16 protein-coding genes are annotated in these 14755 nt (G+C 54.3%); 8 read left to right on the plus strand and 8 right to left on the minus strand.

The window, feature by feature from the left end:
• Window positions 1–93: 93 nt before the first annotated feature.
• Window positions 94–2361 carry a NosR/NirI family protein gene (locus tag TH5_RS22915; protein ID WP_208638525.1) on the minus strand — a complete coding sequence of 756 codons (2268 nt, stop codon included), beginning with the start codon at window positions 2359–2361 and terminating at the stop codon, window positions 94–96.
• 4 nt (window positions 2362–2365) lie between these two features.
• A complete protein-coding gene (locus tag TH5_RS22920; protein ID WP_114123832.1) occupies window positions 2366–2746 on the minus strand; it encodes a hypothetical protein in 381 nt (126 codons plus the stop codon).
• A gap of 111 nt (window positions 2747–2857) precedes the next feature.
• Between TH5_RS22920 and TH5_RS25725 the strand changes: the two genes are divergently transcribed.
• From TH5_RS25725 to TH5_RS22960, 8 genes are all read left to right on the plus strand, one after another.
• Entirely contained in the window at window positions 2858–3178 is a 321-nt protein-coding gene (locus tag TH5_RS25725) for a hypothetical protein (protein WP_167443642.1), read from the plus strand.
• Between the two features lie 74 nt (window positions 3179–3252).
• Window positions 3253–3960 (plus strand): DUF542 domain-containing protein, encoded by a 708-nt coding sequence (locus TH5_RS22930; RefSeq protein WP_114123833.1) that lies wholly within the window; start codon window positions 3253–3255, stop codon window positions 3958–3960.
• Window positions 3961–4145: 185 nt separating this feature from the next.
• Window positions 4146–4598 carry a c-type cytochrome gene (locus TH5_RS22935; RefSeq protein WP_114123834.1) on the plus strand — a complete coding sequence of 151 codons (453 nt, stop codon included), beginning with the start codon at window positions 4146–4148 and terminating at the stop codon, window positions 4596–4598.
• A gap of 27 nt (window positions 4599–4625) precedes the next feature.
• Window positions 4626–5969 carry a cbb3-type cytochrome c oxidase subunit I gene (locus TH5_RS22940; protein ID WP_114123835.1) on the plus strand — a complete coding sequence of 448 codons (1344 nt, stop codon included), beginning with the start codon at window positions 4626–4628 and terminating at the stop codon, window positions 5967–5969.
• A 128-nt stretch (window positions 5970–6097) separates the two neighbouring features.
• Window positions 6098–6907, plus strand: a complete 810-nt coding sequence (locus TH5_RS22945; RefSeq protein WP_114123836.1) for a CbbQ/NirQ/NorQ/GpvN family protein — start codon at window positions 6098–6100, stop codon at window positions 6905–6907.
• 16 nt (window positions 6908–6923) lie between these two features.
• A complete protein-coding gene (locus tag TH5_RS22950) occupies window positions 6924–8891 on the plus strand; it encodes a nitric oxide reductase activation protein NorD (protein WP_114123837.1) in 1968 nt (655 codons plus the stop codon).
• A 14-nt stretch (window positions 8892–8905) separates the two neighbouring features.
• Complete coding sequence (locus tag TH5_RS22955) at window positions 8906–9526, plus strand: cytochrome c oxidase subunit 3 family protein (protein WP_114123838.1); 621 nt, start codon at window positions 8906–8908, stop codon at window positions 9524–9526.
• A 7-nt stretch (window positions 9527–9533) separates the two neighbouring features.
• Entirely contained in the window at window positions 9534–9899 is a 366-nt protein-coding gene (locus tag TH5_RS22960) for a cytochrome C oxidase subunit IV family protein (RefSeq protein WP_114123839.1), read from the plus strand.
• Window positions 9900–9915: 16 nt separating this feature from the next.
• On the opposite strand, the gene TH5_RS22965 is transcribed toward TH5_RS22960, so the two are convergent.
• Genes TH5_RS22965 through TH5_RS22990 form a run of 6 tightly spaced genes read right to left on the minus strand, consistent with a single transcriptional unit; the run spans window position 9916 to window position 14748 of the window.
• Window positions 9916–11526 carry a nitrite reductase gene (locus tag TH5_RS22965; protein WP_114123840.1) on the minus strand — a complete coding sequence of 537 codons (1611 nt, stop codon included), beginning with the start codon at window positions 11524–11526 and terminating at the stop codon, window positions 9916–9918.
• Window positions 11523–12767, minus strand: a complete 1245-nt coding sequence (gene nirJ / locus TH5_RS22970; protein ID WP_114123841.1) for a heme d1 biosynthesis radical SAM protein NirJ — start codon at window positions 12765–12767, stop codon at window positions 11523–11525. Before nirJ ends, TH5_RS22965 begins: the two co-directional genes overlap by 4 nt.
• The gene (gene ahbB, locus TH5_RS22975) at window positions 12755–13288 is read right to left on the minus strand and encodes a siroheme decarboxylase subunit beta (protein ID WP_114123842.1); all 534 of its coding nucleotides are present in this window, start codon (window positions 13286–13288) and stop codon (window positions 12755–12757) included. Before ahbB (TH5_RS22975) ends, nirJ begins: the two co-directional genes overlap by 13 nt.
• Window positions 13285–13737 carry an Lrp/AsnC family transcriptional regulator gene (locus TH5_RS22980; RefSeq protein WP_114123843.1) on the minus strand — a complete coding sequence of 151 codons (453 nt, stop codon included), beginning with the start codon at window positions 13735–13737 and terminating at the stop codon, window positions 13285–13287. The genes ahbB (TH5_RS22975) and TH5_RS22980 overlap by 4 nt, the downstream gene beginning before the upstream one ends.
• On the minus strand, window positions 13724–14296 hold the full coding sequence (gene ahbB, locus TH5_RS22985) for a siroheme decarboxylase subunit beta (RefSeq protein WP_167443643.1): 573 nt from the start codon (window positions 14294–14296) through the stop codon (window positions 13724–13726). The genes TH5_RS22980 and ahbB (TH5_RS22985) overlap by 14 nt, the downstream gene beginning before the upstream one ends.
• Window positions 14287–14748 carry an Lrp/AsnC family transcriptional regulator gene (locus tag TH5_RS22990; protein ID WP_114123844.1) on the minus strand — a complete coding sequence of 154 codons (462 nt, stop codon included), beginning with the start codon at window positions 14746–14748 and terminating at the stop codon, window positions 14287–14289. The genes ahbB (TH5_RS22985) and TH5_RS22990 overlap by 10 nt, the downstream gene beginning before the upstream one ends.
• Window positions 14749–14755: the final 7 nt, after the last annotated feature.

A 14755-nucleotide genomic window follows, 5' to 3' on the forward strand; every position in this document is an offset into this window, starting at 1 on the left:
CAGCACCGGCAGCACCGGCAAAGGCCGCACCGCCAGCTGCTGCAGTCAGCAGACCACGACGGGTAACACCGGTTTTTTCGGTATTGTCAGACATCACGATTTCTCCTTGGGATTGTGCTTTGTCGTCTGGGTCCGGTTCAGCGCTTTTTGTGCGCCTTCCATGCTTGCCAAAAGGCTTTCCTGCCGCTTGAGCTTCTTGATCACGACCGGACAGATTTTTTCGCTTTGATACAGCACTTGGCAGTGAAGACAGTTGTGACACTCGTTCGGGTTGATTTCTCCTGTTGGGTGGATGGCCTGGACCATGCATTCATGCGCACAGGTCTGGCACGGGCTGCCGCATTCCTTGTAGCGTTTGAGCCAGTCAAACATGCGGATACGCGCCGGGATCGCCAAAGCTGCGCCCAGCGGGCACAGATACCGGCAATAGAACCGTTCGACGAAAAGTCCGGCGCCAAGAAGAACAAGGGCATAGAGAACAAACGGCCATGCCCGGTCGAATTTGAGGATGATGGCGGTCTTGAAAGGTTCGACCTCGGCCAGTTTTTCGGCCTGGTCGATACTTGCCAGCATGGTGCCGAAAAGACCAAGGAAGATGATGTATTTCACCGCCCATAGGCGTTCATGCAGCCCCCAGGGCAATGTCCATTGCGGAACGTGAAGGAGCTTTGCAATCCGGTTGGTCAATTCCTGCAGGGCGCCGAACGGGCACAGCCAACCGCAATACGCGCCGCGCCCCCAGAAGATCAGGGCGGCCGCGACCGAGAACCACAAGATAAAGGTCAGCGGATCAAGCAGGAAGGCTTCCCAGGTAAATCCGGTCACGAGTGAATTGGTCAGCGCCATCAGGTTCACGACTGAAAGCTGCGCATTGGCGTACCAGCCCAGGAACACCAGTGTTACGGTCAGGAACGAGATGCGGAACCAGAAGGTGAATTTTGCCGAACGTGTCAGGACGCTCTGGAAGAAGAATGCGAGCGTCAGGGTAAAGAGCATGATGCTCAGCACCACAATCTCGACCGTTTTGTCACGCCACATTCGCTGCCACAGCGCGGTTTTTGCCGCCTGCTCATCCGTTTCAAGTGTTGACGGGGCTTGCGAAGTGATCTTCTGTTCCGATTTTACCACCTTTGTCAGGTATGTTGCAGGCGGCTGCCAGCCCATGTCAAACGTGGTGTAAAGACGTTCAACCGCACCGATATCGCGATGGACCAGAAGTTCCAGACGCCATGGCTGTGTCGGATCGAAATTGTTCGACACCGGAATCTTGAACAGATCCATTTCTGTCAGTTCCGGGGCGCCATCGGCCATGATATCGCCAACGCGCCGGTGGTTCCGGTCGCGGAAGCGCACGGACATGTCGCCCTGGATCAATTGAATGCGGTCGAACAACCCACCGCGGACATAGCCCGATCCCTTGAAGGAATATTGCCCCCGTCCGGCGACAAGAATGGCTTCTTCACCTTCCTTGAGCCATGATTTCAGGTTGTTGTAACCGCGTTCACCAAGTGTTGCCCTGCCAATTGCCGGAATGCTGACAAGGGTGGCATACATGTCGATGAAGGTTTCTGCAGGGGCGGCTGTGATCGGGCGTTCGGTGGCCCGCGGGTCACCCATGGCGGCAAAGGCGTCATTTACCTGCCCGACATCAAGCGACATGCGCCGCAACGTGCCGTCCCCGACCATTGTCTGCCAGTCGTCCGGGGCCGAAGCGTCTGGATTAATCGCGAACTGCGGCCCGGCTGTTGTCGTTGGGGTGCTCAATCCACCCAGGCCAAGGGTGCGTGCCACCTTGATACCCGATCTGAGGATCGAGTCATCAATAACCATAATGGTCACGGTGGCACCGGAAATAATGTTCAGCTCATGGTCAGTGCCCTTGGCCGCCTGGACCAGATCAAAGCCGATATACCCCTCGGTCAGGGCGGCGATACGTGCTTCGGGAATGCCGATCAGGACAATCGGTTCTGAATGTTTGACCAGTTTGACGCCGATGACCTTGGCATCGTCATCAACCGCAGCCATCACATGGATTGGTTTCCCGGAATAGCCGGTGGTGCCGACAAAATCGGATGTGATAAAGGCCCAGCCAATCCGGGTGCCGCTCTTCAGTACCGGGGCGACCGGATTGTCTGCATCAATCGGACCATAGCCATCTGCCCCATCGACCAGTGATGCGGCGGGAACCTTGTCAATGAATTGTGCCAGAACCGGGCTGTTCTGAGCCTGTGCGTCAGATGGCACAAACAGAACCGTAAACAGGATGCCCATTGCAAGAAGCAACATGCCAGACAGGTAGTGCCGGATTTGCAAGGAGTGCCGAGCTGACAGATAAGACACTGGAACAGATGGCGTTTTCATGATGTCAAACCTTTTGCGGAGGCGCGCGTGCCGACCCAGGCGCCCGGGTCGTGGCGTCTGCAATGTCGAATGATTGCGGGATGTCGGTCAGGATGACTGCGTGCTCATGCCCGATGGTGCGTATTGCATCGGGAAGGCTGAAAAACGTGCTGTTGATGCAGTTCGGGCAGGCGAGGCAATCGCATTTGTCCGGTGTGGGGACCTGATTGCCGTTCTGGTCGATCAAGATCGTTTTTGTTTGCTGACCGGCAGCACATATCGTGATTTCAACAATGTCGCTGCTGATCGAATGCTTCGCCGTCTGCGCAAAAGTTTGACCGGCATTTGTCCCGATCAGGGAAAATGCGATCCAGAATGACAGGAATATACGAAGCATATTTTTCATAATGCTTCTTTATTCCATGTCCGTCAGACCTTGCTTGATAGAGGTCAAGTGCCCGAAATGAATGAGATTTAAATGTTCAGTCAGCCATGAAAAATGTGTCGGCAGGCCTTCATGCTTTGGCTGCGAAAGGTCGGCCGCGCCTACCTTGATGGCACAATAGATTGGGCGGCTTCAACAACAAGCGGAGCAATTTCCGCTTCTGCGCGTTCGGTGGTCCAGCGGATCGACGGCAGAGAACAGTGGATGGTGCCAACCGGTATTCCGTCAAAGGCCGGGAACCCGGAAGAACCGGTCAATGCGATCGCGCCTGAGGACGTTGCGCATTGCCAGCTTCTCCATGGCGCGGAACCTGCCCTTGCACAGGGGGGGATATCCGACCTTTTCATCATTGCCGTAAACATTGATTGCAAAATTTCACGCAGGGCTACTTGACCATCGTCAACGTGACTTTTGGGAAGGTGCCTAAACTTGGCTGGATCAATATCCGGGGATGGAGGTCCGCCAGCATGCAATCCGATTTCACACATGATCAGGAACCGGCAAATTCAGCAAATCTGATCCATCGCAAGATCGGCGATCTGGTCGCAAGTTTTCCGGGGGCAACCCTGGTTTTACGACGTCATAAAATCGGATTTTGCTGTTCAAGCAACAAGTCGTTGGAGGAGGTCGCCAGTGTGAAAGGACTGGATGCCGGTCTGATTGCCCGTGAATTGTGCGATTTGCCCAAGGGGCCACTGACCTTGCCGGATCCAAATGATATCGATGCGTTCATCGATTTTATTCTGGATCGGTATCATCAGACCCATCGTGATGAACTGGCCGAGCTCATCCTGCTTGCCCGCAAGGTCGAGGCGGTTCACGGAGATCATCCGGAAGCCCCGGCGGGATTGGCCGACGCGCTGTTTGAAATGACGGAGAAGCTTGATTCCCATATGGCGAAAGAGGAAATGGTTCTGTTTCCGGCGATGCGCGAAATGCAGCGCAACAGTGCCAGCACAATTCCCCTGATCATGCCGATCCATTGCATGCGCGAAGAACATGACGAGCATGCGGAAGCCATCCATAAACTGCAAAAGCTGACCAACAATTTCACATTGCCCGATGGTGTCTGTGGTTCATGGCGGGCGCTTTATTCCGGCACGGCCAAGTTGGTCGAAGACCTGGTGGCGCATATCCATCTTGAGAATGAAATATTGTTTCCGCGTTTTGAATAGCCTGACGCGGTTTGCCTTATCCTTCCTGCTGCGCATTTCCGACCCCATCTGCCCCGCCATCGTGCGGGGCTTTTTTCGTTTGACGGTAGTCAAGGTGGGAAACGTCCAGTCGGGAAATGATTGCATGACGCCGTTTTGGGGACAGAGCGGCACTGAACTGCCAATCGGAGTGAGGATCCGTTCACATGTCGGAACGACTGACAAAATCTGCCGCCCGAAACATCTTCTACGGCGGAACGATCTTCTTTCTGGTCATCTTTATCGGACTGACCTTGCACAGTCACAACTATATCGTCAACGAGTCCAGCAATCAGGATCAGCTGACGCCATCGGTTGTCGCGGGCAAGCATGTCTGGGAACGCAATTCATGCATCAACTGCCATACGCTTTTGGGCGAGGGTGCCTATTTCGCACCTGAACTTGGCAATGTCTGGGTGCGGTATGGCGGTCAAGATGATCCGGAAGGTGCGCGCGATATGCTTAAGGCATGGATGGCCGCACAGCCCACAGGCATCGAAGGCCGCCGCCAGATGCCGCAATTCAACCTTACAGATCAGGAGCTCGACGAGCTTGTCGACTTCCTGAAATGGACCAGTGAAATCGACACCCAGAACTGGCCGCCAAACGAGGCGGGATAATCCGGTGCTGATGGAAACGAGGCTACAATGAAATATCAATCGCAAAAGGTTGCGCTGTATTACATATACGGCGCGCTGACATTGTTCGCAGCCCAGATTCTGTTCGGCGTGGTGGCGGGCACTGTCTATGTTTTTCCAAACGTCTTGTCCGAACTGCTGCCGTTCAACGTCATTCGCATGATCCACACCAACGCCCTGATCGTCTGGTTGCTGATGGGCTATTTCGGGGCGGCTTATTATTTGCTGCCTGAAGAATGCGAAACCGAACTGCACAGCCCGAAAATGGCGATCATCCAGTTCTGGCTGTTCATGGCGGCAACCGCTGCCGCAGTTGTCGGATACATCCTTGGCTATCACGAAGGACGCGAGTTCCTTGAACAGCCATTGCCGATCAAGGTCGGTATCGTCGTGGTGGCGCTGATGTTCCTTTACAACACCACGCTGACACTGCTTAAGGGGCGGAAAACCGCAGTATCAAACGTACTGATGGTTGCCCTTTGGTTCGTGGCTTTGCTGTTCCTGTTTGCCTTCTATAACCCGTCCAACCTTGCGGTGGACAAGATGTACTGGTGGTATGTCGTGCATCTGTGGGTCGAAGGTGTGTGGGAACTGATCATGGCGTCGATCCTAGCATTCCTGATGATCAAAATGACGGGTGTTGATCGCGAAGTCGTTGAAAAATGGCTTTATGTCATGGTTTCACTTTCGCTGTTTACCGGCATTCTGGGTACCGGCCATCACTATTACTGGATCGGAACTCCGGGTTACTGGCAGTGGATAGGTAATGTGTTTTCGACGCTGGAAGTCGTTCCTTTCTTTGCCATGGTTGTTTTCTGCTTCTACATGGTTTGGAAAGGTGGTCGGGATCATCCGAACAAGGCGGCCCTACTTTGGTCGCTTGGCTGTTCGGTCATGGCGTTTTTTGGCGCGGGCGTATGGGGCTTCATGCATACCCTGTCGTCGATCAATTACTACACCCACGGGACTCAGATTACCGCAGCACATGGCCATCTGGCTTTCTACGGGGCCTATGTGATGCTTAATCTGGCAATCTTCACCTATGCGCTGCCTTATCTTCGCGGGCGTGAACCTTATAACCAGCAGCTCAATATGTGGGGCTTCTGGATCACGACCAGTGCGATGGCATTCATGACCTTTACCCTGACATTTGCGGGTGTCGTTCAGACCCATCTGCAACGTGTTCTGGGGATGAATTACATGGAGGTGCAGGATCAGGTTGCCCTGTTCTACTGGATGCGTTTGGGAGCGGGGGTAGTCGTGCTGATCGGTGTCACCATGATCATCTGGTCGCTTGTGGTCGCACCGCGAGGTCCACGCGTAACCGCAGGGGCACGTCTGCCCGCCGAATGACGGCAATCAAGTCTGTGTGTTCGATTTCATGCTCTCTTCCATGACGACACATGGCGGACAACGACCGGTTGGTTCCCGCGACCGGTCGTTGTCATTTTCGGCCTTTCTGTTTTCCAAGGAGCATTCATATGCAGACCGCTCTTAAAGACGTACTCCCTGATCAGGACGTTCCTTATTATCAGTCTACCGGCAATGAACAGCAGCTGTTTGAAACGGCTTGGCAACAGCATCTGCCCTTGTTGTTGAAGGGGCCGACCGGTTGCGGGAAAACGCGTTTTGTATCGCATATGGCGGCAAAGCTTGGTGTTCCACTTTATACCGTTTCCTGCCATGACGATCTGACGGCGGCGGATATGACGGGGCGCTATCTGATCAAGGGTGGGGAAACCGTTTGGGTGGATGGCCCGTTGACGCGCGCGGTCCGCCACGGTGGGATCTGCTATCTCGACGAGGTGGTGGAGGCGCGCAAGGACGTGACGGTGGTGCTTCACCCATTGACCGATGACCGTCGTCTTTTGCCGCTGGACCGGACGGGCGAGCTTCTGGAAGCGCCGGCCAATTTCATGCTGGTGGTGTCCTATAACCCCGGTTACCAGAACCTTCTGAAGCAACTGAAACCATCGACCCGGCAACGTTTTCTGGCGGTCGAGTTCGACTTCCCGGATGCGGAAACCGAAAAAGCGGTGATCATGCGTGAAACCGGGATCGATGTTGAACGCGCGGCCCTTCTGGTGCGCATCGCGGGCAATATTCGCAAGCTTACCGGTATTGATCTTGAAGAAGCGGTTTCAACCCGGTTGCTGGTTTATTGCGCGACACTTTTGATGGCCAATGTTGCATTTGATGATGCCATCAATGCCGCCATCATCGAACCCCTGTCGGATGATGCGGATATCAAGTCGGGCCTTCGCGAGGCCATCGGGATTATCCGGGGCTGACAGCCGGGAGGCGATGATGAGTTTCGATTTTCTGGAATTCGAAGAACAGGTCGGCATGATCTGGCACCGGATTGCATCGCACAATCAGGAAAGCTATCGCGATCATGTTGAACATGCGGTCACGTTTGCCGAATTGCGCAGCCATTTGCCGGTGATCTTTCGCACCCTTGGTGGCGATCCGGCGCTGGAATTTGCCCAGATTGATAAACGGGTTTCGGGGCATCGGTTACGTTGGCGGCAGCGGATCGGTCTCGTGGATGAACAGATCACGATGGCCGAAATGAACGAGGCATCGGTCAAGCTGCCCGCGTCCATTTCGCTGTTTCCGTCGCGTGACCTTAACCGTGATTTTTATATCTGGCTGATGGCATGGTTTGCGGTTTCGGAGCCGCAAACCATTTCGGCGGACATTGCGCAAAGCCCGTTATTGGCCGATATCATGCGGCTTTCCCGGGCACGACAAACCGATCAGGATGTGTGTCGCCAGTTCCCCGGCATCATCGGTTTGCGGCAACGCCTGTATGATGCGTTTCTGGCGCTGCGACCGGTTCGTCCCTTGCCCCGATGCGAACAGCAGATCGAAGAATGTGTTCTGAAGATTCTTGGGGCTGCGGATCAACAGGGTGAAAACGATTTGTGGCCTGTTGTTAACGCCGTTGACGAAAATGCCGATATTGCGGGAATGATCAATATTGCGGGTTTGCAACCGCATCGTTATGCGCCGTTCCTTCCCGTTCCGCTTTGGGGCGAAGCCATTTGTTCGGGAACGGCCGGGCGTGTTGCCGATACCGACATGGACGAGGACGAAAATTCGTCAGACGGCAGTCAGGAACGCAAAAAACGCGCCCGCCGACGCAAGAATGATCAGGCCGGGCGCAATGATCCGCTGGCGTTAAACCGGTTTGAAAAAATCCTTTCGATTGCCGAGATGGTCAATGTCAATCGGCCGATGGATGACGAGGACGAGCAGGACGCAAAGAAAGCGGCCGACGAGCTTGACGAAATGGAAATTTCCGACTGCAAACGCAAAGCGGCAACCAAATTGCGTTTCGATCTGGACCTGCCGCCCCGCGAAGCCGATGAAGGGCGTGTGATTGGTGAATGGACCTATCCGGAATGGGATTATCGGCAGCAATCGTATCGCCCGGATTTCTGCAAAATCGTCATGCAGTCCGGTGATGAAACCGTCAGTGACTGTGATGTCTGGCATCCGGGTGAAACCGAACGGCGACAAATCCGCCAGGTTCGCCGCCAGTTCGAAGCATTTCGGCCACGCCATGAAACGCTACGCGCGCAATGCGACGGAAGCGAGCTTGACCTTGAGGCATTGGTGCGTGCCCGGTGTGACCAGAAAGGCAGCGGCGAACTTAGTGACAGGCTGTATCTGAACACCGTCCGGCGGGCACGCGACCTGTCGGTTGCTGTGCTGATTGATGTGTCACTGTCGACCGATGCATGGATACAGGATCACCGGGTTCTTGATGTCGAAAAGCAGGCGCTTTCGGTGCTGACCGGTGGGCTGGATGCATGTGGGGACGAGTTTGGTATCTTCAGCTTTACATCACGTCGTCGGGATTGGGTGCGGATCAATGCGATCAAGGATTTCGACGAGGATTGGTCGCCTCGTACCCAGGAAAGGATACAGAAGCTTCGGCCGGGTTATTACACCCGGTTGGGGCCAGCAATCCGTCATATCGGAAAATTGCTGGGGGATCGTCCACATCAACACCGGTTGATGTTGGTGATTACGGACGGAAAGCCAAATGACATTGACCATTACGAAGGTCGTTACGGGATCGAGGACAGCCGCCGTGCTGTGCGCGAATGCCGAAAGGCCGGTATCGGGCTTTTCGGAGTAACGGTGGACCGCAAGGCACAGGATTACTTTCCCTACATATTTGGCGCAGGCGGACATGCGATTGTCAGCAAACTGGAAAATCTTCCTGCGGCATTGCCACGCATTTACCGTCAGCTTGTACGTTGAAAACGGGGTATCACATGGAACCCGATCAGGACACGATTGCGCAGCATGACGATTCCGGCCTGATGGATCATGACCCGCAATCTGCTTCGGATGCTTGGGGTGGGCTTGAAGCGTTGCCGGGGCATCCGTTGATGTGGGTCTTGATCCTGTCGGAACTGGTTGTCTTTGGGGCGTTCCTTCTGACATTTTCCGCGGCAAGAATTGGTGATCCGGCGGGATTTGCCAATGATCAGCTTCATCTTGATCGTGTCATGGGCGGGATCAATACGCTTGTTCTTCTGACAAGTGGCCTTTTCGCCGTTTTTGCCGTTCGTGCGATCAAAAAAGATGCGGTTTTGCAATGCCGGGTCTGGCTGGCGGGGACGGCGGTTTTAGGCATCGTCTTCCTGATCGTGAAGCTTATTGAATATGGCACCAAAATCGATGCCGGGATCGGTTTGGAAACCAGCACGTTTTTCACGCTTTACTACCTGATCACGGGCTTTCATGCCCTGCATGTGGTGATGGGGCTTGGGGTGCTGGGGGTCGTTGCCATTTGGCCGAACCTGACAAATATCGAAACCGGAACGGCATTCTGGCACATGATCGATATGGTCTGGGTATTGGTGTTTCCTGTGATCTATCTTCTGCGGTGAGGAAACCATGGACCGACATCTTACAGTTGCGGCCGAAAGCGACGATATTTCAGCTTCGTCCACGACGTTGAACGACGGGCACGGGCTTTCATCGCGCACGGCGATTTTTGTCTGGTTACTGGCCAGTGGCACGACCGTCATGTCGATGGTTCTTGCCCTGATCGGTGATGATCGCACAGGTGCGATGCTTGGCATTTTGCCCGCCATGACGATCATGATGGTCGGCAGCCTCAAGGCGTGGCTGATTTTGCGGTATTATCTTGGGCTTGGTCCGTCTGCGGATGGATGGCGGGGATTGTTCATCGCGTTTCTGATCGTGATTTTCGCAGGTGTTCTGGCCGCACAAGCGGCCATGATTTTAATGAACCGCTAAGCCGTTTGATCCGATTTTAATGGCTGGTGCCAGCGGAATAAGTGATTTTGTTGAACACGTTATATTTTCCAACCGGCTTTTTCATCGGGATGCGTTTGATTTCCTCGAATGTTTGGGCATCGTAAACGATGATTGCGCCGTCATCGTCCCAGATCGAGAGCAGCGCGTGTTTGCCGCTACGGTCAAATTCGACATGGGCTGCGACCTTGCCGGGTTCGGGGCGGAGCGTTTTGACGATTTCGAGTGTGCGTTTATCGATGATATGGACCACGTCCTTGTCCGGGCCAAAGAATACATCGACCCAGGCGTAAGGCGTGTTGTCATGGCTGCGGGTGAAAAATCCGGGGCCTTTTGTTCCGATGGTTTTGATGGTCTGCCAGCTTTCCATGTCGATGACGCTGATTTTGGAATCTTTCAGGTGCGGTGTCGCCAGCACCGACTGGCCCTGATAGTCAAAGGTGATGCCCGAACCAAGATGGGGCATGCCTTCCAGCGCGATATCGGCAACCTTTCGACCGACATTCAGATTGATCACTTGTCCATCGCGACCATTGCGCGCAGCCCCGATCAGATGGCGATAATCCTGATCGAAAAAGAAATCATCCAGACCGTCATCAAGGCGAATACGCCTTACCGGAAATGGGCCGTTCTGAACATCCAGTGCTTCGACCATGTTGGCTTCGTAGTTGTGAACGAAACCGGGATAGACCGGACGTGGATCATCGGCATAGGAAATTTCCCAAACTTCGGACAGGTCTTTCAGGGCAACGATGAAGCTTTGGCGCGGAGGGGCGGTATAGACAGCCGAAACACGTGATGATTTGCCATCGTCACCGATAACGGCAAACTCGCGTATCGGCGTCAGATCGCGTGCATCAAGCAGAACCAGATTGTGCGGTAGCATGTTGCCCGCCATCACATAGCGGCCATCATCCGATACCGCCACATTTCGCGTATTCAGACCGACCCGGATTTCAGCAACGGTTTGCAGGGAATAAAGGTCATACATCTGAACCCAGCCATCGCGCGACGCCAGATAGACAAACCGACCGTCCGGGGAATATTTCGCCCCGCCATGCAGGGCAAAGCGGGTCGGAAAACGATCAAGCGGTTCGAACGTGTCGCCATCAAGGATCGTGACGTGATGATCGCCCGCCTCGACAATTGTAAACAGGTTTAACGGATCGCCTTCGAATTTTGGTTTGTCGGGAAGTTCCGCCGGATCGATAAAAACGTCGTGACTTTGGACGATTTCGGACATGCCCCATTCCGGTGACCTGTCCATCGGTTGGCGCAACCAGTCTGCCAGAAGGGTGATTTCCGTTGCGGCAAGGGTTTCGCCAAAGGCTGGCATCTGCGTTGCCGTGCGGCCATCACGGATGACATCCGAAATGCCATTGCCGCGCAGTTTTTCAAGGCTTTCGGGCAAAAGGGCCGGGCCCATTCCGCCCAACCGGTCGCCATTGTGACAGGCAGCGCAATGCGTTGCATATAGCGCGTTGGCATCGGCTATCTGGGCCGATGAAAGGGCGGTTTGGCCAAAGGCATTTGTGGTGCCGATCAGACCGGAAACCAGCATCGTGCCAAGGCAGATCCGCGCCAAGGCAGGCTTGACGATGGTGGTCATGATGTGACCTCCACCTGACCGTGGCGTTTGGTTGCGGAAAACGGAACGGTTTCAAGACGGTTATGGTCGCCAGTAATGCCAAGTTCGGCATCATCAAGATAACAGCCGGGATCTTCGGCCCATGGATCACCGGTCAGTTGATAGGCGCGCGTTCGCGTGTTGCCGCCGCAAATATCGCGATATTGGCATTCGCCGCAGCGGCCATGCACCAGACGGGGGCGTTGTTTTAGGCCGGCCATCAAAGGATCGCTGACATCCTGCCAGATTTCCGAAAATGGGCGTTTCAGGACATTGCCCAATGTGTGTTGCCACCACATGGTATCGGGATGGACATTGCCCAGATTGTCGATATTGGCAACATTCACCCCCGATGCGTTCCCGCCCCAGCGTTGCAGCATTTTCCCGATCTGGCCGGATGCCGCCGGGTAATGTTCGTCAATCCAGAATTTCAGGAAAACCCCGTCGGCATCGTTGTTGCCCGTCACATAGTCGCGCGCGATGCCTGCTTTGACGTCGGCCTCGCAGCGGGCAAACATCATCAAAAGTGCCTCGCGAGTCATATTGTAAAAGGCATGGTCCTTGCGGTTGTGATTTCCACGACCGGCATAGTTCAGATGCGAGAAATAGAATTTGTCGATCTTTTCCTGTTCCACAAGGTCAAGAAGGCCGGGTAGGTCCTGATAATTTTCGCGGGTCATGGTGAAACGGATGCCAACCGGCAATCCGGCATCACGGCATAGCTTTGCCCCCTGAAGGGCAAGATCAAACCCGCCTTCAAGACGGCGGAAATAGTCATGTGTTGCGCCAAGCCCGTCCAGACTGATGCCGACATAGTCATAGTTGGCGGCTGCGATCTGATCGATGTTTTTATCATCGATCAGGGTTCCGTTGCTTGACAGTGCGACATAGAAACCAAGTTCTTTGGCATAGGTCGAAATATCAAAAATATCGGGCCGCATAAGCGGTTCGCCACCCGACAGGATCAACACTGGAACATTGAAATCGCGCAGATTTTCCATGGTGTGAAAAACCTGTTTTGTCGTCAGTTCGCCCGGGAAATCCTTATCAACGGCGGAGGCATAGCAATGCCTGCAAGTCAGGTTGCACCGCCGGATCAGGTTCCAGATAACGACAGGCCCACGATTGGAAAGCGGGGCATGTTTGCGCGTGGTTGCAACGGGGGCGGTGCCATTTTCGGTAATGTCGATGGCGGCACGGATATAATGGCTTAACCGCAACATTTCTTTTCTCCGCTTTTGCGCCAACGCAGGCCGGTTTTTTTAAGAATTCGGTTGCTGTAAAGAATGCGGTGGTTGCGGACACTCTCGCCCAAAAGGTCGCGGATATCCTGAACCTTGGCCTCGACCGTTTCACGAGATGTCCCGTGGACCATGGCAAACAGGTTGAAAGGCCAATCGGGCAGGTGGCGTGGTCTTCGATAACAGTGCGATACGAAATTCAGCTTTCCGATCTTTTCTCCCATGGCATCAACGGCTTCATCATTAATGTCCCAGACACTCATGCCGTTGGCGCGATAGCCCAGACGGTAATGGTTGGGAATGATGCCGATCCGCCGGATGACGCCGACATCGAGCAACCGTTGCAGACGCTGTTCAACTTCATCCGGGCCAAGACCAAGACCCAGCGCGATATCCCCGTAGGGTGACGGCGTTAACGGCAACCCGGTTTGCGTCGCACGGATCAGGGCATGATCGATTTCATCAAGTTCCGGCAATTCTGGTTGGTTCAGAAAGGAAATCATTGATCGGGAACCTCCAGATGCAATTCAAGGAAATATTCCCGTTCCTTTGGGAAGCTCAGCACCCGAAGGCCGGTTGCATTTTCGATCCGGGTGATGACGTGCTGAAGGTTCTTTTCATCCTCGGCAAGGATCACGAACCACATATTAAGCGCATCTTCGCGAGCGTAATTGTGGGCGACTTCGTCAAACGCATTGACCTGTTCTGCGACCTCGTCAAAGCGATCTAGCGGTACGGCAATTGCGGCAAGGGTCACAGCGCCACCCAGTCTTTCGGTGTTGTAAAGCGGACCGAACCGGCTGACATATCCGTCCGAGATCAGCTTTTTCACGCCGTCAATAATCGTTTCCTCGTGATAGCCAAGACGGTCGGCCAGAACCTGAAACGGGTGGGTGCAGATCGGGAAACCACCCTGAAGATTATTGATCAGATCGCGTTCAAGCTTGTTCATGGTACTTCCCTGATTTTATCGGGAACGGGATCGTCTGCGTTGATGCAGCTCCGGATGCGGATAGGGATGCTGACGCCGTCGGGGCACCATATTTTCCGGCCCGCTGGGTGAAGCATTGCTTGCTGAAAAGAACCTTGTGGGGCGCATCATGCAGTTCCAGACGCGCGATCAGATGGCGGATTTGTGCCCGGACGGTCAGCCGGTCGCGACCATGGATCATGCAATAAAGATTGTATGGCCAGACACCGGCAACCCGTTCCCGGCGATAACACAAGGTGACATAGGGAAGTGTTGCCATGGCCTTGCCAATGTCGGGTGCCGCATCATCACCGATATCGAAAACGCACATCGCATTGGCCTGATAACCAAGTGCGCGATGACGGATGATCATGCCAAAACGGTTAATAACCTTGTGGGCGATAAGCTGCTCAAGCGTTTCAATCACCGTTTCCTCGGTCGTGCCGAGGTCATTGGCAATATTTGCGTAGGGACGTTTGCCGATTGGCAAGCCGTCACGCAGTCTTTTGATCAGCCGGTGTTGAAGCTCGCTCAGTTCCATTTCAACGCAAATCCCAAATCGAGACGGTAATGTTCGATCATCGGCATCCGATATACCGGGAAGCCTGTCTTGGCTTCGATTGCCTTGATTGTCGTGTCCAGACTGGCCTGATCGGCGGTGGTCACGACGAACCATAGATTGAGTTTATCTTCGCGTTCGTAATTGTGATTGATTTCGGTAAAGTGGCTTACTTGGGCGGCGATTTTTTCAAGCTGATCATCTGGTACTTCCATTGCCGCAAGGCATGATGCCCCCGCGCGCCCGGTGGCGTAGGTCGCACCAATCCGGTCGAGACAACCTTTGTCCTTCAAATCGGAAATGGCGGAAATCACTGTATCTTCGCTGGTGCCCAGTTCATTGGCGATGGTTTCAAATGGGCGTGGCGTCGTCGGAAATCCGCGCTGAAAATGTTCGATCAGCCGGGTCTGAAGGCGGGTGAGTTCGGTGCTCATGATGGCC

The organism is Thalassospira xianhensis MCCC 1A02616, assembly GCF_003326475.1.
In the GTDB taxonomy this organism is placed as follows: Bacteria; Pseudomonadota; Alphaproteobacteria; order Rhodospirillales; family Thalassospiraceae; genus Thalassospira; species Thalassospira xianhensis.

Bases quoted from the DNA above. Each gene is read 5' to 3' on its own strand.
- TH5_RS22935 (WP_114123834.1), top strand. From the start codon at position 4,146: ATGTCGGAACGACTGACAAAATCTGCCGCCCGAAACATCTTCTACGGC.
- nirJ (WP_114123841.1), bottom strand. From the start codon at position 12,767: ATGTTGCGGTTAAGCCATTATATCCGTGCCGCCATCGACATTACCGAA.
- TH5_RS22940 (WP_114123835.1), top strand. From the start codon at position 4,626: ATGAAATATCAATCGCAAAAGGTTGCGCTGTATTACATATACGGCGCG.
- TH5_RS22930 (WP_114123833.1), top strand. From the start codon at position 3,253: ATGCAATCCGATTTCACACATGATCAGGAACCGGCAAATTCAGCAAAT.
- TH5_RS22955 (WP_114123838.1), top strand. From the start codon at position 8,906: ATGGAACCCGATCAGGACACGATTGCGCAGCATGACGATTCCGGCCTG.
- ahbB (WP_114123842.1), bottom strand. From the start codon at position 13,288: ATGATTTCCTTTCTGAACCAACCAGAATTGCCGGAACTTGATGAAATC.
- TH5_RS22990 (WP_114123844.1), bottom strand. From the start codon at position 14,748: ATGAGCACCGAACTCACCCGCCTTCAGACCCGGCTGATCGAACATTTT.
- TH5_RS22960 (WP_114123839.1), top strand. From the start codon at position 9,534: ATGGACCGACATCTTACAGTTGCGGCCGAAAGCGACGATATTTCAGCT.
- TH5_RS22950 (WP_114123837.1), top strand. From the start codon at position 6,924: ATGAGTTTCGATTTTCTGGAATTCGAAGAACAGGTCGGCATGATCTGG.
- TH5_RS22915 (WP_208638525.1), bottom strand. From the start codon at position 2,361: ATGAAAACGCCATCTGTTCCAGTGTCTTATCTGTCAGCTCGGCACTCC.
- TH5_RS22980 (WP_114123843.1), bottom strand. From the start codon at position 13,737: ATGAACAAGCTTGAACGCGATCTGATCAATAATCTTCAGGGTGGTTTC.
- TH5_RS22920 (WP_114123832.1), bottom strand. From the start codon at position 2,746: ATGAAAAATATGCTTCGTATATTCCTGTCATTCTGGATCGCATTTTCC.
- TH5_RS22945 (WP_114123836.1), top strand. From the start codon at position 6,098: ATGCAGACCGCTCTTAAAGACGTACTCCCTGATCAGGACGTTCCTTAT.
- TH5_RS22965 (WP_114123840.1), bottom strand. From the start codon at position 11,526: ATGACCACCATCGTCAAGCCTGCCTTGGCGCGGATCTGCCTTGGCACG.
- ahbB (WP_167443643.1), bottom strand. From the start codon at position 14,296: ATGGAACTGAGCGAGCTTCAACACCGGCTGATCAAAAGACTGCGTGAC.
- TH5_RS25725 (WP_167443642.1), top strand. From the start codon at position 2,858: ATGCTTTGGCTGCGAAAGGTCGGCCGCGCCTACCTTGATGGCACAATA.